Source organism: Stenotrophomonas maltophilia (assembly GCF_047497515.2).
In the GTDB taxonomy this organism is placed as follows: domain Bacteria; phylum Pseudomonadota; class Gammaproteobacteria; order Xanthomonadales; family Xanthomonadaceae; genus Stenotrophomonas.
Genome location: NZ_JAXAXL020000007.1, coordinates 120,173 through 140,172, shown reverse-complemented (window position 1 = coordinate 140,172; position 20,000 = coordinate 120,173). Strand labels below are relative to the sequence as shown.

Genomic DNA, 20,000 nt, shown 5'->3' with positions numbered 1-20,000 from the left:
AGTCGGCCCCTAAGGCGAGGACGAAAGTCGTAGTCGATGGGAAGCAGGTTAATATTCCTGCACCTCGCGTAAGTGCGATGGAGGGACGGAGAAGGTTAGGTGTACCAGGCGTTGGTTGTCCTGGGGAAAGGCGGTAGGTTTGGATCTTTGGCAAATCCGGGATCCTTTAAGACCGAGCACCGAGACGAGCCTTTATGGCGAAGTCACTGATACCACGCTTCCAGGAAAAGCTCCTAAGCTTCAGCTTACGCAGACCGTACCGTAAACCGACACAGGTGGGTAGGATGAGAATTCTCAGGCGCTTGAGAGAACTCGGGTGAAGGAACTAGGCAACATGGCACCGTAACTTCGGGAGAAGGTGCACCCTTTTTGGTGGCTCGTGCGAGCTATAGCTGAAGAGGGTCGCAGTAACCAGGCCGCTGCGACTGTTTATCAAAAACACAGCACTCTGCAAACACGAAAGTGGACGTATAGGGTGTGACGCCTGCCCGGTGCTGGAAGGTTAATTGATGGGGTCAGCCGCAAGGCGAAGCTCTTGATCGAAGCCCCAGTAAACGGCGGCCGTAACTATAACGGTCCTAAGGTAGCGAAATTCCTTGTCGGGTAAGTTCCGACCTGCACGAATGGCGTAACGACAGCGGCGCTGTCTCCACCCGAGACTCAGTGAAATTGAAATCGCTGTGAAGATGCAGCGTTCCCGTGGCAAGACGGAAAGACCCCGTGAACCTTTACTATAGCTTTACACTGAACGTTGAGTTCGTCTGTGTAGGATAGGTGGGAGGCTATGAAACTGTGGCGCTAGCTGCAGCGGAGCCATCCTTGAAATACCACCCTGTCGTGCTTGACGTTCTAACCTGGGCCCATTATCTGGGTCGGGGACCGTGTATGGTGGGTAGTTTGACTGGGGCGGTCTCCTCCTAAAGAGTAACGGAGGAGCTCGAAGGTACGCTCAGCGCGGTCGGACATCGCGCACTGTGTGCAAAGGCATAAGCGTGCTTGACTGCAAGATCGACGGATCAAGCAGGTAGGAAACTAGGACTTAGTGATCCGGTGGTTCTGTATGGAAGGGCCATCGCTCAACGGATAAAAGGTACTCCGGGGATAACAGGCTGATACCGCCCAAGAGTTCATATCGACGGCGGTGTTTGGCACCTCGATGTCGGCTCATCACATCCTGGGGCTGTAGTCGGTCCCAAGGGTATGGCTGTTCGCCATTTAAAGTGGTACGCGAGCTGGGTTCAGAACGTCGTGAGACAGTTCGGTCCCTATCTGCCATGGGCGTTGGAGATTTGAGAGGGGCTGCTCCTAGTACGAGAGGACCGGAGTGGACGAACCTCTGGTGTTCCGGTTGTCACGCCAGTGGCATTGCCGGGTAGCTATGTTCGGAAGCGATAACCGCTGAAAGCATCTAAGCGGGAAGCGCGCCTCAAGATGAGATCTCCCGGGGCACAAGCCCCCTGAAGGAACCATATAGACTATGTGGTTGATAGGTCAGGTGTGTAAGTACAGCAATGTATTGAGCTAACTGATACTAATGATCCGTGTGGCTTGACCATATAACCTCAAGTTGCCTTGGCTTTACGACAACGTCGTAAGAGCATCCAAGTGCACGCTACGTCACAAGAACTATGCGAGGCTGGCGCCTTGTCCCTCGGGACGAGTGCGACTCTCCAAAAGCCTCCCTGGTGAAATTAGCGCTGTGGAACCACCCGATCCCATCCCGAACTCGGAAGTGAAACGCAGCTGCGCCGATGGTAGTGTGGCTCAAGCCATGCGAGAGTAGGTCATCGCCAGGGTTTACACCCAAAACCCCGCTGCTCACGCAGCGGGGTTTTTCTTTGGGCTCAGGAAATATCGGTAGTGCCGGCCGCTGGCCGGCAGGCGCGTTGATGAAACCGCCGCGAACGGCGGCGCCAACCAAGGTTGGCGACTACCGATGGCAGAGTGCCAACCAAGGTTGGCACCCACCCATGGCGGAGCGCCCAAAAAAAGCGGCGCCCCGTGGGGCGCCGCTTCGATCTCAACGATAGCCAGTCGAGCAAGCTCGACTCTACTTGGCCGCAGCCTTGTCCTTCATCATGGCGTCGCGAGCCGCCTTGAACGGGTTGCCTTCGTACCAGTTCGGCCAACGATCGCCGCCGGCCAGTTCCTTGCCGACGCCGTACATCAGCTGCAGGTCTTCGACGGTGCCGTCCAGCTTCCAGGTGGCCGCATCGAACTCGTCCTTCGGGCCGTGGTAGCGGTTGGCGCCGTAGTCGGCGGCAGCCTTGCGGCCGGCCTCCACGCCGCCCTCGCGCAGGTCCTCGCCGCCATCGGCATACAGGGCCGGCACGCCGGCCTTGGCGAAGTTGAAGTGGTCCGAACGGAAGTAGAAGCCACTCTGCACCGCGGTCTCACCGTGCAGGGTACGGTCCTGGGCGGCGGCCAGCGGCTTGAGGATGTCTTCCAGCTCCGAGCTGCCGAAACCGGTCACCGTCACGTCCTTGGCACGACCGGCCACCGACATCGCATCGATGTTGATCACGCCGGCAATCTTGTCCAGCGGGAAGGTCGGGTGGGAGACGTAGTACTTCGAACCGAGCAGGCCCGACTCTTCCAGGGTCACGGCCAGGAATACCACCGAACGCTCCGGCTTCGGCTGCTGGTGGGCCATCGCTTCGGCCACCTCAAGGATGCCGGCCACGCCGGTCGCGTTGTCGACTGCACCGTTGTAGATGTTGTCGCCGGTCTCACCCTCGTGCTTGCCCAGGTGGTCCCAGTGCGCCATGTACAGCACGGCCTCGTCGGCACGCGTGCTGCCCGGCAGCACGCCCACCACGTTGCGCGATTGCTTCTGCGCGATCCGGCTCTTCAGATCAACCGCCGCGGTGGCCTTCAGCGGCACCGGCTTGAAACCGCGCTTGCTGGCGTCCTTGTAGGCCTGCGCCAGATCCAGGCCGGCACCGGCGAACAACGCCTTGGCGGCCTCCGCGCTCAGCCAGCCCTGCACCGGGATGCGGGCGTCCGGATCATCCTTGGCGGGCAGGTCGTACTGCGGGCCGGCCCAGGAGTTCTTCACCACATCCCAGCCGTACGAGGCGCCGGCGGTGTCGTGCACGATCAGTGCCGCTGCGGCACCCTTGCGCGCGGCTTCCTCGAACTTGTAGGTCCAGCGGCCGTAGTAGGTCATGCGCTTGCCGTCGAACAGCTTCTCGTCATCGACGTGGAAGCCCGGATCATTGACGAACATGACGACCGTCTTGCCCTTCCAGTCCTGGCCGGCGTAGTCGTTCCACTTCTGCTCCGGTGCATCGACGCCGTAGCCGACGAACACCAGGTCGCTGGCATCGACCTTCACTTCGGCCTGGCCGGTACGCGTGCCGACCACCATGTCGGTGCCGAATTTCAGCTCGGTGGTCTTGCCGCCCTGGGTGATCTTCAGCACGGTCGATTCGTCGGCCGTGGTCTCAGTCATCGGCACGTCCTGGAACCAGCTGTCGCCGTTGCCGGGCTGCAGGCCGATGCGCTGCATCTGATCGCGGATGTAGTTGACCGTCAGTTCTTCGCCCTTGCTGCCCGGGGCGCGGCCTTCGAACTCGTCCGAAGCCAGGGTCTTGACCATCTCGGCGAAGTCGCCGGCGTTGATCTCCGGCGAGAACGGATGGGCGGCCGGTTTCGCAGCGGCAGCGGTGTCGGTGGCCGGCGCGGCAGCCGGCGTATCTTGGCCTTTGCAGGCACTGAGCGCGGCCGCGGCGGCCAGGCACAAAAGGAGTTTGCGGGGCATCGTCGATTCCTGGGAAACAAGGGGCGGCCACACGTCAGTGCGCGACCGGTGTCAGGGAGCATCATCGGGCCGGAGGGCCCGATGCACTCAGTCCGCCGGAGCGGTTTCGGTGTCGAACGGGATCGGCTCGGCGCCGGTGACCGGGCCGATGCGGGCACTGCGGTGCACGTACAGCACCACTTCGCGTTCGAACTGCAGCGGGCCGCTGACCACGGCGTTGGGGCCGATGATCACGCGCGGCTTGCGGCTGGCGGTCAGCGAAACGCTGAAGTTCGGTTTGCGCACGTGCACGCCGCCGTTGACCTGCGAGCCGATGCCGACGGTAATGTCGCCGTTGACGGTCTCCACGTCCTTGCCGACGCGGCTTTCGACCAGGCCGATGCCACCGTTCACGGTTTCCACGCCGCCTTCGATCTGGCTGCCGCGGTCGGTGAAGATGCTGCCGTTGACGGTGCTGACGCCTCCGCGGGCGATCACTTCGCGGCCCAGGCGAACGCCGCCGTTGACCGTTTCGATCTTGCCGGTACGCGCCCGATCGGCCACCTTGACCCCGCCGTTGACGGTGTCGATGCTGCCGGTCTCGACGCCTTCGCCGACGCGGATGCCGCCATTGACGGTATCCAGCTTGCCGTAACGCTGGCCGGGCTCGGCGCTGATACTGCCGTTGACCTTGCTGATGTTGTCCTGTGCGCCCACCGGGCTGGCGGCGAACAGGACGCCCAACAGCAGCGGAATGGAAAGAGTTTTCATGGGACCTCGATGGATGTGCGGCTGGCAGGCCGCGTGCGGAGATGTCACCATTCCCCGGTACCCCCTGCAACTGCCTGAAGTCACTGGAAAGCCCTTGCGCGACAATGCCTTCCCATCACGCCGACATCACATCGCCGCCGCACGCGGCGGGCGCTGCCTGCTGCTGGGGCTGGTCATCGCCTTGGCGCTGCCGTTGCCGGCTGCCGCACAGAACACGCGCGAGACCGAGCGCAAGCTGCAGAAGCTGCGCACCGAACTGAAGAGCGTGGCGCAGGAGCGGCGACAGATCGAGGGCCAGCGCGGCCACGCTTCGCAGCAGTTGCGCGAGGCTGACGAGAAGGTAGCCCGCAGCGGCAGGACGCTTGCGCAGACCGAAACCGCGCTGCGCGAACAGGGCCGGGCACTGGCCGAGGCCGAGCAGCGCCGCAACGCCTTGCAGACCAATCTGGCGCAGCAGCACCGCGAGCTGGCCGGGTTGCTGCGCGCGGCCTACCAGCTGGGCAACCACGCACCGCTGAAGCTGCTGCTGTCGCAGGACACCGTGGCCGATGCCAACCGTGCCCTGGCCTATCACCGCTACCTGCAGCGCGAGCGCGCGCAGCGCATCACCACCCTGACCGCCGACCTGAAGGAACTGGAAGCCCTGCAAACGCAGATCGCCGAACGCCAGCAGAAGCTGCAGGGCGCGCAGCGCGACCAGAAGCAGCAGGCGGCCACGCTGGCGGCCGACCGCCGCGACCGCGCGCAGACCGTGGCGTCGCTGGACGAACGCTTCAAGGACCAGCGCGAAAAGGAACAGGCGCTCGGCCAGGATGCCAAGGCACTGGAAACGCTGCTGGCCAACCTGCGCGCCGCCGCAGCCCGCGCCGAGGCCGAGCGTCGCGCCGCCGCGCGCCGCGCCGCTGCCGAGAAAGCGGCGGCCGAGAAAGCCGCACGCCAGGCCAAGGCGGAAGGCCGCCCGGCACCGCCGACCAAGGTGCCGCCCGCGGTGGCCTCGGCGCCGGCCCCCAAGGTCGGTGGCCTGGGCTGGCCGCTGTCGGGCAACCTGCTGGCCCGCTATGGCGGCAAGCTGCCCGACGGGCGCACCAGCAGCGGTGTGCTGATCGGCGCGCCGGCCGGCAGCACCGTCACGGCCGTGGCCGACGGCACCGTGGTGTTCTCCGACTGGATGACCGGCTACGGCATGATCCTGATCGTCGACCACGGCAACGGCTACATGAGCCTGTACGCGCACAACGACACGCTGCTGAAGGATGCCGGCGCACGGGTCAGCCGTGGCGATGCGGTGGCCAAGGTCGGCAATTCGGGCGGGCAGGGCGTCACCGCGCTGTACTTCGAGCTGCGCCGTGGCGGGCAGCCGGTCAATCCGGACAGCTGGCTGCAGCGGCGCTGAATCCGGCGCCTCCGCACGCCTGGTGGATTCAACGGGAATTTAGCTGTGCTTCGCGCATAATCGGTGCATGTGCCTTGGGCACGATGCCAACGTCGACAGGAGTGATCCATGCGCGCAGCCCGTACCGCCACCCTCTTGCTGGCCCTGTTGCCAGCGCTGTCCTGGGCGCAGCAGACCGCGCCCGCTCCGAGCCAGGAAACCGGCGGGCAGGCAGCGAGCAGCGAGGAGGCGGTGACCTCGAAGGTGCCGCTGGAGGACATCCGCCGCTTCGTGGCCGTGTACAACGCGGTGCGTGCCGCCTACGTCGACCCGGTCGATGACAAGAAGCTGATGCAGTCAGCGGTGCGTGGCCTGCTGCTCGACCTCGATCCGCACAGCACCTACTTCAACAAGGAAGACGCGCAGGCCTTCGACGAGCAGGCCAACGGCGCCTACGAGGGCATCGGCGTGGAGCTGCAGCAGCAGCCCGACAATGCCAGCATGAAGGTGATTTCGCCGATCGACGACACGCCGGCGGCCAAGGCCGGCATCCTCGCCGGTGACCTGATCATCGCCATCGACGGCAAGCCGATCAGTGCGATCGATGCCAGTGAGCCGCTGCGTGGCCCGGCCGGCAGCAAGGTGGTGCTGACCATCGTGCGTGTGGGCAAGCCCAAGCCGTTCGATGTCAGCCTCACCCGCCAGACCATCCGCGTGACCAGCGTGCGCAGTCGCCTGCTGGAACCCGGCTACGGCTACATCCGCCTGAGCACCTTCCAGGCCGACACCGGTTCGGATTTCCAGAAGCACGTGCAGCAGCTGCAGAAGCAGTCCGGTGGCCAGCTCAAGGGCCTGGTGCTGGATCTGCGCAGCAACCCCGGTGGCCTGCTGACCGCCGCCGTGCAGGTGGCTGACGATTTGCTCGACAAGGGCAACATCGTCAGCACCCGCGGCCGCATCAGCATCAGCGACGCGCGCTTCGATGCGACCCCGGGCGACCTGCTGAAGGGCGCACCGGTGGTGGTACTGGCCGATGCCGGTTCGGCCAGCGCTTCGGAAGTGCTGGCCGGTGCGCTGCGCGACAACAAGCGCGCGCGCGTGGTCGGCAGCCGCACCTTCGGCAAGGGCTCGGTGCAGACCGTGCTGCCGCTGGACAACGGTGACTCGGTGAAGTTGACCACCGCGCGCTATTACACGCCCAGCGGCAAGTCGATCCAGGCCACCGGCATCGTGCCGGATGTTGAGCTGAAGCCGGCCCCGAGCCCGGAAGACGAGGCGTTGCCGGCCAGCCTGAGCGACTACAGCGAAGCGACCCTGCCGGGCCACCTGCGCGGTGACGATGAGGGTACCGAGGGCTACCACGCCGGGGCGGTGCTGCCGGGCGATGGCCCGATCAACGACGCGCTGGCCGAGCTGAAGAACCCGGGTTCGGTGACCGCACGCCTGAGGGCCGAAGCGGCCAAGGCAGAGGCTGCCAGGTCGGCGAAGGCGGCTGCGGCGAAGCCGGATGCGAAGGCCGAAGCCACGCCGGAGCCGAAGGTCGAACCGAAGCCGGAAGCCACGCCCGCACCGGCCCCGGTCAAGCCCTGACGATAGCGCCGGGCCATGCCCGGCGGCGAGCGGAAGCGTGCCGGCCAGCGGCCGGCACTACCAAGGGTCAGAACCCGTGCCGCTTGCGTAGCCGGCGGGCGATCGCCGCGCGCACGTAGACCCCGTACACCAGGCCGAACACGAAGCCGCCGATGTGCGCCCACCAGGCCACCATGCCGAAGCTGGGGCCGATGTGGGCGAACACCACCTGCAGTGCTGCCCAGACGCCGATCAGCAGATAGGCCGGGGCGCGCACGAACTCCAGGAACAGCCCGAGCGGGATCACCACGCCCAACCGCGCGCCCGGAAACAGCGCCAGGTAGGCGCCGATCAGCGCCGAGACCGCGCCGCTGGCGCCGATGATGATCTGGTCCGGGCTGCCCATGGTGTAGATCGCGACCAGGTTGGACACTGCGCCGCCCACCAGGAACAGCAGCAGCAACCGCCACGGTCCCAGCACCCGCTCGGCGGGCAGGCCGAAGATCAGCAGGAACACCAGATTGCCCAGCAGGTGTGACCAGTCCGCGTGCAGGAACAGGGCGGTGAACAGGCGCAGCACGCTGCCGTCCTGCAGGGTCGCCCACCAGTCCAGCGGATGGGTCAGCCCGGTGGACAGGGCGCCCCAGTCCAGCCAGAGGCTGCCGCGGGCATCGTCCGGGCGCGAGATCGACCACAGGAAGGCCAGCCACAATGCCGCAAACAGCACGGGCGTGGCCCAGCGCAGGGCCGCCTTCTTTCGCGACGGGAGGGAGACGAACATGCCAATAGCCTAGCGTGCGGGCGGTTTCGGCGGGGATGGTCCTGTTCAGGTTTTGCGGCGAAAAAACCCCCCGTGCTGTTATTGTTTCATTAACAGCTCTGGGTAATACTCGCATACGGCGTCGTATGTCGGGAGGGGAATCCGGCGCGCTTGGAAGGGCCTCAGGGCCTGCCGGGCGCAGGCGCACTCAGAGCAACATCACCGCTTACCGGAGAGAGAGAACTACGATGCAAACCGCTTCCACCATTGCCCGACTGACCCTGCTGGCCGTCGGCGTTGCCGGTGCGCTGGCTGCTGCCGACGCCAATGCCGCCGCCTTCCAGCTGAAGGAAAACAGTGCCAAGGGCCTGGGCCGCGCGTTCGCCGGTTCCGGCAGCGCCGAGGGCGACGCCTCCATCATCGCAGTGAACCCGGCCGGCATGCGCCAGCTGGAAGGCACCGTGATCCAGGGCGACGTCAGCGCCATCAGCTTCGGCGCCAAGTACAAGGGCACCGGCCGTACCGGCGTCAGCGCCCGTACCCCGAACGGCTTCCCGGCATCCGGCGGCGACGGCGGTGACGCCGGCATGATCGCCCCGGTCCCGGCGGCGTACTTCCACATGCCGATCGGCGAACAGGCCCACTTCGGCGTGTCGCTGACCGCTCCGTTCGGCTTCAAGACCGAATACGACAACGGCTGGGTGGGTCGCTACAGCGGCCTGAAGACCGACCTGAAGGCCATCGACCTGGGCTTCGCGGCGTCGTATGACGTCAACCCGTACGTGTCGTTCGGTGCGTCGGTGTTCGTCGAGCACCTGACCATCGAGCTGACCAACGCCATCGACTACGGCAGCATCCTCGCCGGTGCTGGCGCTCCGGGCTTCACCCCGGGCAGCTCGGATGGCACCCTGAAGATCGAAGGCGACAACAATGCCGTGGGCTGGACCGTTGGTGGCCTGTTCTCGATCGACGAGAACACCCACATCGGCCTGAGCTACCGTTCCAAGGTCCGCCACAAGATCACCGGGGGTGATGCGACCTTCGGCGGCGCCGACCGCGCCCGTGCCCTGCTGACCAACTCGCCGGCTACCCGCGGCTGGTTCATGGACACCAGCGGCCGCGCCACCGTCACCATGCCGGCCTCGGCCACCCTGAGCGTGACCCACAAGGTCAACGATCGCTGGACCGTGATGGGCGACGTGACCCGCACCGCCTGGAAGACCGCGTTCGACAGCGTCACCGTCGACTACGCTTCGCCGCAGCCGGACTCGGTGCTGAAGTTCGGCTACCGCGACACCACCTTCGTGTCGCTGGGCGCCGACTACAAGCTGAGCGACACCGTCACCCTGCGCGGTGGTGTTGCGCTGGACCAGACCCCGACCACCGACGCCCACCGCGACGTCCGCGTGCCGGATACCAGCCGCAAGTGGCTGTCGCTGGGCGTGGGCTGGACCCCGTCGGCGAACACCGAGTACAACGTGGGCTACACCCACCTGTTCACCAGCGACCCGAACGTGTACGTGCCGGCGGGCAACAACAACCAGGGCAACTCGCTGAACGGCAAGTACAAGGTTCGTGGCGACGTGCTGGCAGCTTCGTTCCAGTACAAGTTCTGATCCAGGCCCCGGCCTGAAGCAGTACCCGGAAGGCCCCGCGCAAGCGGGGCCTTTTTCATGGGCGCCTCAGGCCCTCCACGGTTTGTGCAGATCCACGACAATAGGGTGATGAACCTGTCCGATCCGAATTTCCAGTTGGAGCTGGCTGCCAACATCGCCGTCGCTGGCTCGATCCTGCTGGCCGGCCGCAACAACGTGCACACGTGGTGGCTGGGCATTGTCGGTTGTGCGCTGTTCGCTGTGGTGTTCGAACGCTCGCACCTCTACGCGGACATGGTGCTGCAGTTCTTCTTCATCGCCATCAGCGTAGTGGGCTGGTGGCAGTGGCTGCGTGGCGACCATGGTGCGCCGCTGCCGATCACCGCGCTGCGCCCGCGCGCGTGGGCCTGGCTGGCGCCTTTGGCGGTGGTGGCCACCTTCGGCTACGGCTGGATGCTGACCCGCCTGACCAACGCCTACGCGCCGTACATCGATTCGGCGGTGCTGGTGCTGAGCGTGATCGCGCAGATCCTGATGATGCGGCGCAAGCTGGAATCGTGGTGGGTGTGGTTGCTGGTGAATACCGTGGCCGTGCCGCTGTACTACAGCCGTGGCCTGCACCTGACCTCGATCCTGTACGTGGGCTTCTGGATCAACGCGCTGGTGGCGCTGCGCCATTGGCGCAACCTGATGCGCGACGAAGCGCGTTGAGCAACAAAAAACCCCGCTTTCGCGGGGTTTTTCGCTTACCGCATCAATCGGGTGATCAGTCGCCCAGGGTCAGCAGCGAGGCGTTGCCGCCAGCGGCGGTGGTGTTCACCGTCACCGTCTTTTCGGTGGCGAAACGCAGCAGGTAGTGCGGGCCGCCGGCCTTCGGGCCGGTGCCGGACAGGCCCTGGCCGCCGAACGGCTGCACGCCGACCACTGCACCGATCTGGTTGCGGTTGACGTAGACGTTGCCGACGTGGACGCCGTTGCTGATGCGGTCGACGGTCTCGTCGATGCGCGAGTGCACGCCCAAGGTCAGGCCGTAACCGGTGGCGTTGATCTGGTCGATCACCGCGTCGAGCTGGTCGCCCTTCCAGCGGATCACGTGCAGCACCGGTCCGAAGATCTCCTTGTGCAGCTGGCCGAGGTCCTTCAGCTCATACGCGCGCGGTGCGAAGAAGGTGCCGTTGGCGGCTTCGGCGGACACCTCAGCGGCGGCGATCAGGCGCGCTTCGCGATCCATGCGTACAGCGTGGTCCTGCAGGATCTTCAGTGCATCGGCGTCGATCACCGGGCCGACGTCGGTGGACAGCAGGCCGGGGTTGCCGACCTTCAGTTCCTTCATCGCACCGGCCAGCATGGTCATCACCTTGTCGGCGATGTCGTCCTGCACGAACAGCACGCGCGCGGCCGAGCAACGCTGGCCGGCGGAGGTGAAGGCCGAACCGATCGCATCCTTGACCAGCTGTTCCGGCAGCGCCGAGGAATCGGCGATGAAGGCGTTCTGGCCACCGGTCTCGGCAATCAGCACGCCGATGGCGGCATCACGTGCGGCCATCGCGCGGTTGATCGCACGCGCGGTGTCGGTGGAGCCGGTGAAGGCCACGCCGGCCACGCGCGGGTCGGCGGTCAGCGCGGCACCGACGGTGGCGCCGTCGCCCGGCAGGAACTGCACCACCTCGGCCGGCACGCCGGCGTCGTGCAGCAGCTTCACCGCGTAGTAGCCGATCAGGTTGGTCTGTTCGGCCGGCTTGGCGATGACACTGTTGCCGGCGGCCAGGGCGGCAGCGACCTGGCCCAGGAAGATCGCCAGCGGGAAGTTCCACGGGCTGATGCAGACGAACACACCGCGGCCGTGCAGCTGCAGTTCGTTGGATTCACCGGTCGGGCTCGGCAGCTTCTCGGCGTGGCTGAACTGCTCGCGTGCCTGCTTGGCGTAGTAGCGCAGGAAGTCCACGGCTTCGCGCACTTCGGCGATGCTGTCGGGCAGGCTCTTGCCGGCTTCCTTCACGCACAGCGCCATGAACTCCGGCATGCGCGCTTCCAGCTGGTCGGCGGCGTGCTCGAGGATGGCGGCGCGGCTGGCGGCCGGGGTGCGGTTCCAGGCCGGCTGCGCGGCCACGGCGTTGGCCAGGGCCTTCTGCACGGTGGCGGCATCGGCGGCCAGCCACTGGCCGACCACTTCGCGGGTGTCGGCCGGGTTGGTCACCGGCAGCGCGGCGCCGGCCGGGTTCGCACCCGGCACCAGCGGGGCGGCCTGCCAGGGCTTCACAGCCGCGTTGATCTGCTCGGCCAGGGCGCGCAGTTCGTTGTCGTTGGCGAGGTTGGCGCCCATGGAGTTCTTCCTGTCGTGGTTCTGGCTGCGCAGCAGGTCAACCGGCAGCGGGATCTTCGGGTGGGGGATGGATGCGAACGAGGCGACCATCTCGACCGGATCGCGGATCAGGTCGGCGATCGGCACGCGTTCGTCGGTGATGCGGTTGACGAAGCTGGAGTTGGCGCCGTTTTCCAGCAGGCGGCGCACCAGGTACGGCAGCAGGTCTTCATGCGAACCGACCGGCGCGTACACGCGGCAGGGCAGGCCGAGGCGGTCGGCCGGCACCACTTCGGCGTACAGGTCATCGCCCATGCCGTGCAGCTTCTGGTGCTCGTACACGCCACCGTTGGCGATGCTGCGCACCGCGGCGATGGTGTGCGCGTTGTGCGTGGCGAACATCGGGTAGATCGCGTCGGCATGGGTGAACAGCCGCTTGGCGCAGGCCAGGTAGGACACGTCGGTGTTCTGCTTGCGGGTGAACACCGGGTAGCCCGGGTAGCCTTCGATCTGCGCGCGCTTGATCTCGGCATCCCAGTAGGCGCCCTTGACCAGGCGCACCTGCAGGCGGCGACCGGCGCGGCGCGCCATGTCGGCCAGGTGGTCGATCGTGTACGGCGTGCGCTTCTGGTAGGCCTGCACGACCACGCCGAAGCCATCCCAGCCGGCCAGCGAGGCATCGCCGAACACCTGTTCGATGATGTCCAGCGACAGTTCCAGGCGGTCGGATTCTTCGGCGTCGACGGTGCAGCCGATGCCGTAGCTCTTGGCCAGCTGTGCCAGTTCCAGCACGCCCGGCACCAGGTCCTTCAGCACGCGCTCGCGCTTGGCGTGCTCGTAGCGCGGGTATAGCGCCGACAGCTTGATCGAGATGCCCGGGGCGTTGTTGACGTCGCCGTCGGGGCGGCCGCCGCGTGCCTTGTGATCGCCGCCGATGGCGTGGATCGCACGACGGTAGTCCTCCAGGTAGCGCAGCGCGTCCTTCATGGTCAGCGCGCCTTCGCCCAGCATGTCGAAGGAGTAACGGTAGCTGGCGTTGTCACCCTTGTGCGAACGCGAAAGCGCCTCGCTGATGGTGCGCCCCATGACGAACTGGTGGCCCATGATCTTCATCGCCTGGCGTACCGCCAGGCGCACCACCGGTTCACCGACGCGGCCGACCAGGCGCTTGAACGCGCTGGGCGCATCGGCGCGGGTAGCGTCGTTCATCTGCACGAGCTTGCCGGTCAGCATCAGGCCCCAGGTGGAGGCGTTGACCAGCACCGAGTCGCTGCCGCCCAGGTGCTTTTCCCAGTCGGCATCGGCCAGCTTGTCGCGGATCAGCTTGTCGGCGGTGTCCTGGTCCGGAATGCGCAGCAGCGCTTCGGCCACGCACATCAACAGCACGCCTTCCTCGCTGCCCAGGTCGTACTGGCGCATGAAGGCTTCGATCGCGCCCTGGTCCTTGGCGCGCACGCGCACGCGGCCGACCAGGTCGGCGGCCAGTGCCTGCACCTTGGCCTGCTCGTCGGCGGGCAGCCGGGCCTGCGCCAGAAGATCGCGCACGTGGCTGGCCTCGTCCTTCAACCAGGCATCGGTGATGGCCTGGCGGAACGGGGTGGGGGGCGCCGGCAGTTCCGGCGACAGCAGCGCGCCCGGACGCGGGGCGTCGTGGGCGGCAGGGGAGGAGGAGGGTGCGTTCATGCCGGTCCGGCCAGTGGAAAACTTGGCGATTTTAATCATTTTTCGGGGTTCCGGAAGTGCCCGGCAGCGACCTTCGTGAAGCGCTGATAGCCCCTAGCTGCGGTGGATTCAGCGTGTTCAGCACGCTCGACAATATTTGTGCTGAATTCGTCATTCGTGCCGCCGACCTCATGCTGTGTTGCAGCATCGAAAAAGGTGTGAATGCACCCTTGCTACCGGCGAGAGGGCGGGGCTACCATCGAGACGTTTCCCGCGGCAGGAACGCGGTTGCGACATGATCGAGGTGCTTCCAGCTCCGGATGGGTCAGGTACGCAGCTGCGGCTGCGTCCCCCACGGGCGCTCGATGCCCGGCAGTTCGTCCTGTTGTTCACCGCGTTGTCGGGTGCGATGTGGCTGGTATCCGCCCTCGGGTGGTTGGCCGGCAATGCGTTCGCCCCCCTGTTCGCGCTGCTGTACAGCCTGGTGCTGGCGGCGGCGCTGCGTGCCTTGTGGCGCAGCGGAGAACGGCAGGAGGAGATCCGGGTAGTGCCGGCGTACGTGGAGGTCATCCCCGTACCCGGTGGATCGCCGGTGTTCCGGGCCCACCCCCACTGGGTGCGCCTGCTCACCGACGATGAGAGGGTCCGGCTGGCATCCAGCGGCCGGCAGGTGGAGGTGGGGAGTTTCCTCGCGCCGGCCGAACGTCAGACGCTTGCAGAGACACTTGAAAGCTTGCTCGCCGCCAGCGATGGCGGCAACCGACGACGCTAAGGGTCTAGGCAATGAAGCAAAGCAGCAGGTGGGGCACGAAGTGCGTGAACGCGGTCGCCGCAGTGCTGGCGACCGGGGGACTGATGCCGGCATTGGCCTGGGCCCAGGCGGCCGATCCAAAGCCGTGGCAGCTGAACATGGGCAAGGGGGTGACCCAGACCTCGCGCCTGGCCTGGGAGTCGAACAACCTGTCGTTGATCATCTGTACGGTGATCGGCGTCCTCGTGTTCGGGGCGATGGCCTACGCCATCTTCAAGTTCCGCAAATCCAAGGGCGCCGTCGCCGCCACCTTCAGCCACAACACCAAGGCCGAAGTGATCTGGACGGTGATCCCGGTGATCATCCTGATCGTGATGGCGTGGCCGGCCACGGCCAACCTGATCAAGATGTACGACACCCGCGATGCCGAGATGACGGTCAAGGTCACCGGCTACCAGTGGATGTGGAAGTACGAATACCTCGGCGAGAACGTCACCTTCACCAGCCGCCTGGACCGCGAGTCGGACCGCGTGCGGCAGAGCGGCATCGTGCCGACCCGCGAGAGCCATCCGCACTACCTGCTGGATGTCGACAACCGGCTGGTGCTGCCGGTGGATACCAAGGTGCGCTTCGTCATCACCTCCGACGACGTGATCCACGCCTGGTGGGTGCCGGCGCTGGGTTGGAAGCAGGACGCCATTCCCGGCTTCATCAATGAAGCGTGGACCAGCATCGAGCAGCCCGGCGTGTACCGCGGCCAGTGCGCCGAGCTGTGCGGCAAGGACCATGGCTTCATGCCGATCGTGGTCGAGGCGGTGTCCAAGGAACAGTTCAAGCAGTGGCTGGCGCAACGCAAGCCAGCGCCGCCCGCCGCACCCGCTCCACCTGCGGCACCGGCAGAACCCGCGGCACCGGCCGGTGAGGCGCCTGCCGCCCCCGCTGCGGCCGAAGCCGGTAGCACACCTGCCACCGCAGCCAGCGGCGCGTGATGTAAAGCCCGAGGCCGCCTGCGGCCCCGGTGACAACCGATTCTGAGAGGTGTTTTGCAATGGCGCACTCGGCAGTTGGGCACGACGATCACCATCACCAGCAGAGTTTCTTCGAGCGTTGGTTCTTCTCGACCAACCACAAGGACATCGGCACGCTGTACCTGGGTTTCAGCTTCATCATGTTCATCATCGGTGCGGCGATGAGCGTGGTGATCCGCGCCGAGCTGGCGCAGCCGGGCCTGCAGTTCGTCAAGCCCGAGTTCTTCAACCAGATGACCACCGTGCACGCGCTGGTGATGATCTTCGGTGGCGTGATGCCGGCCTTCGTCGGCCTGGCCAACTGGATGATCCCGCTGCAGATCGGCGCGCCGGACATGGCCCTGCCGCGCATGAACAACTGGTCGTTCTGGCTGCTGCCGGTGGCCTTCAGCCTGCTGCTGCTGACCCTGTTCCTGCCCGGCGGTGCGCCGGCCGGTGGCTGGACGCTGTACCCGCCGCTGTCGCTGCAGGGCGGTTACAACGTGGCCTTCAGCGTGTTCGCCATCCACGTGGCTGGCATCAGTTCGATCATGGGCGCGATCAACATCATCGCCACCGTGCTCAACATGCGCGCGCCGGGCATCGACCTGCTGAAGATGCCGATCTTCTGCTGGGCCTGGCTGATCACCGCGTTCCTGCTGATTGCAGTGATGCCGGTACTGGCCGGTGCGGTGACCATGCTGTTGACCGACAAGTTCTTCGGTACCAGCTTCTTCAACGCCGCCGGTGGCGGTGACCCGGTGATGTACCAGCACATCTTCTGGTTCTTCGGGCACCCCGAGGTCTACATCATGATCCTGCCCGCCTTCGGCGTGGTCAGCGAGATCATCCCGACCTTCAGCCGCAAGCCGCTGTTCGGCTACCAGGCGATGGTGTACGCCACCGCCGCGATCGCGTTCCTGTCGTTCATCGTCTGGGCCCACCACATGTTCACCGTGGGCATGCCGCTGGGCGGCGAGATCTACTTCATGTTCGCCACCATGCTGATCTCGATCCCGACCGGCGTGAAGGTGTTCAACTGGGTCAGCACCATGTGGCGCGGCTCGCTGACGTTCGAGGCGCCGATGCTGTGGTCGGTGGCCTTCGTCATCCTGTTCACCATCGGCGGCTTCTCCGGCCTGATGCTGGCGATCGTGGCGGCGGACTTCCAGTACCACGACACCTATTTCGTGGTCGCCCACTTCCACTACGTGCTGGTGACCGGCGCGGTGTTCGCGCTGATCGCCGCGGTGTACTACTGGTGGCCGAAGTGGACCGGTCGCATGTACAGCGAGAAGTGGGCCAAGGTGCACTTCTGGTGGTCGATCGTGTTCGTCAACCTGCTGTTCTTCCCGCAGCACTTCCTCGGCCTGGCCGGCATGCCGCGCCGCATTCCCGACTACAGCGTGGCCTTCGCCGACTGGAACCTGATCAGTTCGATCGGTGCGTTCGGCATGTTCGTCACCCCGTTCATGATGGCCGCGATCCTGCTGTCCTCGCTGCGCAACGGCGAGAAGGCCGAAGCGCGCAGCTGGGAAGGCGCGCGTGGCCTGGAATGGACGCTGCCGTCGCCGGCACCGGCGCATACCTTCACCACGCCGCCGACCATCCGCCCGGGCGACCTGGCGCATGACGACATCACGCATTGAGGTGGGGCATGCATAACGAGAGCCCGCTGCAGACCTGTAGAGCCGAGCCATGCTCGGCTGACGCCTTGGGTAGAGTCGACTGTCAGTCGACTCGCGAAAAGCAGCCGACCAACGGTCGGCTCTACAACAGCGAAGAGCAGCCGACCAGCGGTCGGCTCTACCAGAGCGGAAGCGTCGAGCAGCAGCGCCAGCGCGCGAAGCGGACCGCGATGTGGGTCGGCGCCATCGCCGTGCTGGTCTACGTCGGCTTCATCCTCAGCGGGGTGATCGGCCGATGAGCGAGGCGCCAGCCAGCACACCGTCACCCAGCGCCGGGCTGCCGCGCCTGATCGGCGTGGCGGTGGCGGTGTTCCTGCTGACGTTCTCGCTGGTGCCGCTGTACCGCATCGCCTGCGAGAAGGTGTTCGGCGTGCGCCTGGAGCGTGGTCCGGGCGGCGAAGCCAGTGTCGGCGCGGCGGCCGGCAAGCGCACCGTGCGCGTCGAGTTCGATGGTGGCGTCAATTCGCGCCTGCCGTGGTCGTTCCATCCCGAACAGCTGACCATGGACGTGGTGCCCGGCGAGCTCAACGAAGCGCTGTACTTCGCCCGCAACGACAGCCGGCAGGCAGTGGTTGGCAGTGCGGTGCCTTCGGTGGCGCCGGCGCGTGCATCAGGCTTCTTCAGCAAGACCGAGTGCTTCTGTTTCACCGCGCAGACGCTGCAGGCCGGCGAGAAGCGCGACATGCCGGTGCGCTTCATCGTTGATCCGGACCTGCCGCCGGAAATCAAGACGATCACCTTGTCCTATACCTTCTACCGCAACGACGCGTTGTCCGATCGGCTGGCCCCGGCCGCCACCTCGGAAGGCGCGCACGCGGCACCCTGACCCGGATACCGACATGGCCCAGACACCGACCGACGCCAACGTGTACTTCGTCCCGACCCAGAGCAAATGGCCGTTCGTGGGTTCCATCGCGATGATGGTGACCATGGTGGGCGTGGCCAGCTGGCTCAACGATGCCAGCTGGGGCCGCTGGACGTTCTACATCGGCATCGCGATGCTGGTGCTGACCCTGTTCTGGTGGTTCAGCGACGTGGTGCGCGAATCGCAGGCCGGCAACTACAACCACCAGGTCGACGGTTCGTTCCGGATGGGGATGATCTGGTTCATCTTCTCAGAAGTGATGTTCTTCGGTGCCTTCTTCGGCGCGCTGTTCTACACCCGCAACCTGGGCTTGTCGTGGCTGAGCGGCGAAGGCCGCGGCGTGATGACCAACGAGCTGCTCTGGCAGGGCTATTCGGCTGGATGGCCAACCAATGGCCCGGCCGCGATCGGCGGCGCGTTCCAGACCATCCCGGCCTGGGGCCTGCCGCTGATCAATACGCTGATCCTGCTCACCTCCGGCGTGACCCTGACCATCGCCCACCATGCACTGAAGGCCGGCAACCGCCGCCAGCTGCTGATCTGGCTGGGCCTGACCGTAGTCCTCGGCCTCGGCTTCCTGACCCTGCAGGCGGAGGAATACATCCACGCCTACAAGGAGCTGAACCTGACGCTCGGCTCGGGCATCTACGGGTCGACGTTCTTCATGCTGACCGGCTTCCACGGCGCGCACGTGCTGCTGGGCACGATCATGCTGATCGTGATGTGGCTGCGTTCGGCGAAGGGGCACTTCACCCGCGACAACCATTTCGGTTTCGAAGCCGCCGCGTGGTACTGGCACTTCGTCGACGTGGTGTGGCTGATGCTGTTCCTGTTCGTCTACGTGCTTTGACCGCGCGCGTATCGGTGGCCTCAGCCGCCGATGCCGTGCGGCTTGATCCAGCCCATGTAGATGCTCACGATCACCAGTACGATCAAGGCCACCGACACCGCGATGCGGCGGGTCAGTGCGTTGACCGTGCGCTTGGTCTGGCCGCGGTCGACCAGCAGGTAATACAGGCCGGCGCCCAGGTTCCAGACGATGACGATCAGAAACGCGATTACCAGCAGGGTCTTCAGCGAATCACTCATGCGCGGCTCGAGGGCAGGGTGGATGCGCCTATCTGACCGCGTTTGCACGGACTTGTCATGATGCGCCAGCACACGCGCGTGCTCGGATGGCTGCTGGCCGTGCTGGTGATGGCCGGTTTCACCGCACTGGGGCTGTGGCAGCTGCAACGCATGCATGCCAAACAGGCCATGTTGGATGCGCAGGGTCCAGCAGTGGCGCAGGCGTTGCCGCTGGCGCAGGCACTTGCGGCGCCCGGTGCGCTGCACGGCGTGGCCGACCACGGCCGCTTCCTGCCCGGCGTGGTGCTGCTGGACAACCAGACCCGGCATGGCCGCGCCGGCGTGAAGATCTATCGCCCGTTCCGCAGTGACGACGGCAGTGTGCTGCTGGTGGATCTGGGGTGGCGCGCGCTGCCGCCGGATCGCACCTTGCCGGATCTGCCTGCGCCGCCTTCGCCGGTAGCCGTGCGTGGCCTGCTGGCGCCGCCGCCGTCGGCCGGACTGGCGCTGGGGCCGGCATTCGCCGCCACCGACGAGGCCGGACGCTGGCTGGCCAGCCGCTTGCCCGCCGAAGGCCTGGCCCGTGCGCTTGGGCTGCAGGCGCTGCCCGACCGCGTGCTGCGGCTGGACCCGGCGCTGCCGTTCGGCGATGAGCGCGACCTGGACCTGCTGCCGAACACGCTGCCGCCGCAGCGCCACCTGGGCTACGCCGTGCAGTGGTTTGGGCTGGCCCTGACCGTGCTGGTGGTGGCGCTGGTGCTGGAGCGGCGCAGGCGGCGCGCCGTGGCCCGGTAGTGCCGGCCGCTGGCCGGCGTCCAGGAATCCGAGGGGTTGCCGGCCAGCGGCCG

16 protein-coding genes and 2 rRNA genes (1 of these 18 cut by a window edge) are annotated in these 20,000 nt (G+C 66.0%); 13 read left to right on the top strand and 5 right to left on the bottom strand.

Annotated elements, in window-relative coordinates:
• Together ACMZPQ_RS12180 and rrf are read left to right on the top strand one after the other, a co-directional pair.
• Positions 1–1,556 (top strand): 23S ribosomal RNA (locus ACMZPQ_RS12180) (it extends 1,324 nt beyond the left edge of the window).
• Positions 1,557–1,681: 125 nt separating this feature from the next.
• A 5S ribosomal RNA gene (rrf, locus tag ACMZPQ_RS12175) occupies positions 1,682–1,796 on the top strand.
• A gap of 254 nt (positions 1,797–2,050) precedes the next feature.
• Here rrf and ACMZPQ_RS12170 read toward each other — a convergent pair.
• Complete coding sequence (locus tag ACMZPQ_RS12170; protein WP_197583033.1) at positions 2,051–3,763, bottom strand: M20/M25/M40 family metallo-hydrolase; 1,713 nt, start codon at positions 3,761–3,763, stop codon at positions 2,051–2,053.
• An 87-nt stretch (positions 3,764–3,850) separates the two neighbouring features.
• A complete protein-coding gene (locus tag ACMZPQ_RS12165) occupies positions 3,851–4,513 on the bottom strand; it encodes a DUF4097 family beta strand repeat-containing protein (RefSeq protein WP_197583032.1) in 663 nt (220 codons plus the stop codon).
• Between the two features lie 94 nt (positions 4,514–4,607).
• Here ACMZPQ_RS12165 and ACMZPQ_RS12160 point away from each other — a divergent pair, with 94 nt between their 5' ends.
• Entirely contained in the window at positions 4,608–5,906 is a 1,299-nt protein-coding gene (locus ACMZPQ_RS12160; protein WP_197583031.1) for a murein hydrolase activator EnvC family protein, read from the top strand.
• Positions 5,907–6,014: 108 nt separating this feature from the next.
• Complete coding sequence (locus ACMZPQ_RS12155) at positions 6,015–7,475, top strand: S41 family peptidase (protein WP_197583030.1); 1,461 nt, start codon at positions 6,015–6,017, stop codon at positions 7,473–7,475.
• A 67-nt stretch (positions 7,476–7,542) separates the two neighbouring features.
• On the opposite strand, the gene ACMZPQ_RS12150 is transcribed toward ACMZPQ_RS12155, so the two are convergent.
• Positions 7,543–8,235 carry a rhomboid family intramembrane serine protease gene (locus ACMZPQ_RS12150; RefSeq protein ID WP_005407784.1) on the bottom strand — a complete coding sequence of 231 codons (693 nt, stop codon included), beginning with the start codon at positions 8,233–8,235 and terminating at the stop codon, positions 7,543–7,545.
• A gap of 227 nt (positions 8,236–8,462) precedes the next feature.
• Between ACMZPQ_RS12150 and ACMZPQ_RS12145 the strand changes: the two genes are divergently transcribed.
• Positions 8,463–9,830: an outer membrane protein transport protein gene (locus ACMZPQ_RS12145; RefSeq protein ID WP_197583615.1), complete on the top strand. Its 1,368-nt coding sequence runs from the start codon at positions 8,463–8,465 to the stop codon at positions 9,828–9,830.
• A 108-nt stretch (positions 9,831–9,938) separates the two neighbouring features.
• Positions 9,939–10,520, top strand: a complete 582-nt coding sequence (gene pnuC / locus ACMZPQ_RS12140) for a nicotinamide riboside transporter PnuC (protein WP_197583614.1) — start codon at positions 9,939–9,941, stop codon at positions 10,518–10,520.
• A gap of 55 nt (positions 10,521–10,575) precedes the next feature.
• On the opposite strand, the gene putA is transcribed toward pnuC, so the two are convergent.
• Positions 10,576–13,794, bottom strand: coding sequence for a bifunctional proline dehydrogenase/L-glutamate gamma-semialdehyde dehydrogenase PutA (putA, locus tag ACMZPQ_RS12135; protein ID WP_197583613.1), 3,219 nt, complete (start codon positions 13,792–13,794; stop codon positions 10,576–10,578).
• A 274-nt stretch (positions 13,795–14,068) separates the two neighbouring features.
• Between putA and ACMZPQ_RS12130 the strand changes: the two genes are divergently transcribed.
• The 6 genes from ACMZPQ_RS12130 to ACMZPQ_RS12105 are packed head-to-tail and all read left to right on the top strand — an operon-like array spanning position 14,069 to position 18,934.
• A complete protein-coding gene (locus ACMZPQ_RS12130) occupies positions 14,069–14,545 on the top strand; it encodes a DUF2244 domain-containing protein (RefSeq protein WP_197583612.1) in 477 nt (158 codons plus the stop codon).
• Positions 14,546–14,556: 11 nt separating this feature from the next.
• Positions 14,557–15,513 carry a cytochrome c oxidase subunit II gene (coxB, locus tag ACMZPQ_RS12125; RefSeq protein WP_197583611.1) on the top strand — a complete coding sequence of 319 codons (957 nt, stop codon included), beginning with the start codon at positions 14,557–14,559 and terminating at the stop codon, positions 15,511–15,513.
• Between the two features lie 59 nt (positions 15,514–15,572).
• Positions 15,573–17,180 carry a cytochrome c oxidase subunit I gene (gene ctaD, locus ACMZPQ_RS12120; RefSeq protein ID WP_004153896.1) on the top strand — a complete coding sequence of 536 codons (1,608 nt, stop codon included), beginning with the start codon at positions 15,573–15,575 and terminating at the stop codon, positions 17,178–17,180.
• 8 nt (positions 17,181–17,188) lie between these two features.
• A complete protein-coding gene (locus tag ACMZPQ_RS12115) occupies positions 17,189–17,458 on the top strand; it encodes a hypothetical protein (protein WP_197583609.1) in 270 nt (89 codons plus the stop codon).
• The gene (locus ACMZPQ_RS12110) at positions 17,455–18,045 is read left to right on the top strand and encodes a cytochrome c oxidase assembly protein (RefSeq protein ID WP_197583608.1); all 591 of its coding nucleotides are present in this window, start codon (positions 17,455–17,457) and stop codon (positions 18,043–18,045) included. Before ACMZPQ_RS12115 ends, ACMZPQ_RS12110 begins: the two co-directional genes overlap by 4 nt.
• 13 nt (positions 18,046–18,058) lie before the next feature.
• A complete protein-coding gene (locus ACMZPQ_RS12105) occupies positions 18,059–18,934 on the top strand; it encodes a cytochrome c oxidase subunit 3 (protein ID WP_197583607.1) in 876 nt (291 codons plus the stop codon).
• A 20-nt stretch (positions 18,935–18,954) separates the two neighbouring features.
• On the opposite strand, the gene ACMZPQ_RS12100 is transcribed toward ACMZPQ_RS12105, so the two are convergent.
• Positions 18,955–19,173, bottom strand: coding sequence for a twin transmembrane helix small protein (locus ACMZPQ_RS12100; RefSeq protein WP_008264755.1), 219 nt, complete (start codon positions 19,171–19,173; stop codon positions 18,955–18,957).
• 57 nt (positions 19,174–19,230) lie between these two features.
• On the opposite strand from ACMZPQ_RS12100, the gene ACMZPQ_RS12095 reads away from it, so the two are divergent.
• The gene (locus ACMZPQ_RS12095; protein WP_414486105.1) at positions 19,231–19,947 is read left to right on the top strand and encodes an SURF1 family protein; all 717 of its coding nucleotides are present in this window, start codon (positions 19,231–19,233) and stop codon (positions 19,945–19,947) included.
• The last annotated feature ends 53 nt before the right edge of the window (positions 19,948–20,000 follow it).

Excerpts from the sequence above, each read along its gene's own strand:
- ACMZPQ_RS12170 (WP_197583033.1), bottom strand. The coding sequence starts at position 3,763 with ATGCCCCGCAAACTCCTTTTGTGCCTGGCCGCCGCGGCCGCGCTCAGT.
- ACMZPQ_RS12165 (WP_197583032.1), bottom strand. The coding sequence starts at position 4,513 with ATGAAAACTCTTTCCATTCCGCTGCTGTTGGGCGTCCTGTTCGCCGCC.
- ACMZPQ_RS12155 (WP_197583030.1), top strand. The coding sequence starts at position 6,015 with ATGCGCGCAGCCCGTACCGCCACCCTCTTGCTGGCCCTGTTGCCAGCG.
- ACMZPQ_RS12150 (WP_005407784.1), bottom strand. The coding sequence starts at position 8,235 with ATGTTCGTCTCCCTCCCGTCGCGAAAGAAGGCGGCCCTGCGCTGGGCC.
- ACMZPQ_RS12145 (WP_197583615.1), top strand. The coding sequence starts at position 8,463 with ATGCAAACCGCTTCCACCATTGCCCGACTGACCCTGCTGGCCGTCGGC.
- pnuC (WP_197583614.1), top strand. The coding sequence starts at position 9,939 with ATGAACCTGTCCGATCCGAATTTCCAGTTGGAGCTGGCTGCCAACATC.
- putA (WP_197583613.1), bottom strand. The coding sequence starts at position 13,794 with ATGAACGCACCCTCCTCCTCCCCTGCCGCCCACGACGCCCCGCGTCCG.
- ACMZPQ_RS12130 (WP_197583612.1), top strand. The coding sequence starts at position 14,069 with ATGATCGAGGTGCTTCCAGCTCCGGATGGGTCAGGTACGCAGCTGCGG.
- coxB (WP_197583611.1), top strand. The coding sequence starts at position 14,557 with ATGAAGCAAAGCAGCAGGTGGGGCACGAAGTGCGTGAACGCGGTCGCC.
- ctaD (WP_004153896.1), top strand. The coding sequence starts at position 15,573 with ATGGCGCACTCGGCAGTTGGGCACGACGATCACCATCACCAGCAGAGT.
- ACMZPQ_RS12115 (WP_197583609.1), top strand. The coding sequence starts at position 17,189 with ATGCATAACGAGAGCCCGCTGCAGACCTGTAGAGCCGAGCCATGCTCG.
- ACMZPQ_RS12110 (WP_197583608.1), top strand. The coding sequence starts at position 17,455 with ATGAGCGAGGCGCCAGCCAGCACACCGTCACCCAGCGCCGGGCTGCCG.
- ACMZPQ_RS12105 (WP_197583607.1), top strand. The coding sequence starts at position 18,059 with ATGGCCCAGACACCGACCGACGCCAACGTGTACTTCGTCCCGACCCAG.
- ACMZPQ_RS12100 (WP_008264755.1), bottom strand. The coding sequence starts at position 19,173 with ATGAGTGATTCGCTGAAGACCCTGCTGGTAATCGCGTTTCTGATCGTC.
- ACMZPQ_RS12095 (WP_414486105.1), top strand. The coding sequence starts at position 19,231 with ATGATGCGCCAGCACACGCGCGTGCTCGGATGGCTGCTGGCCGTGCTG.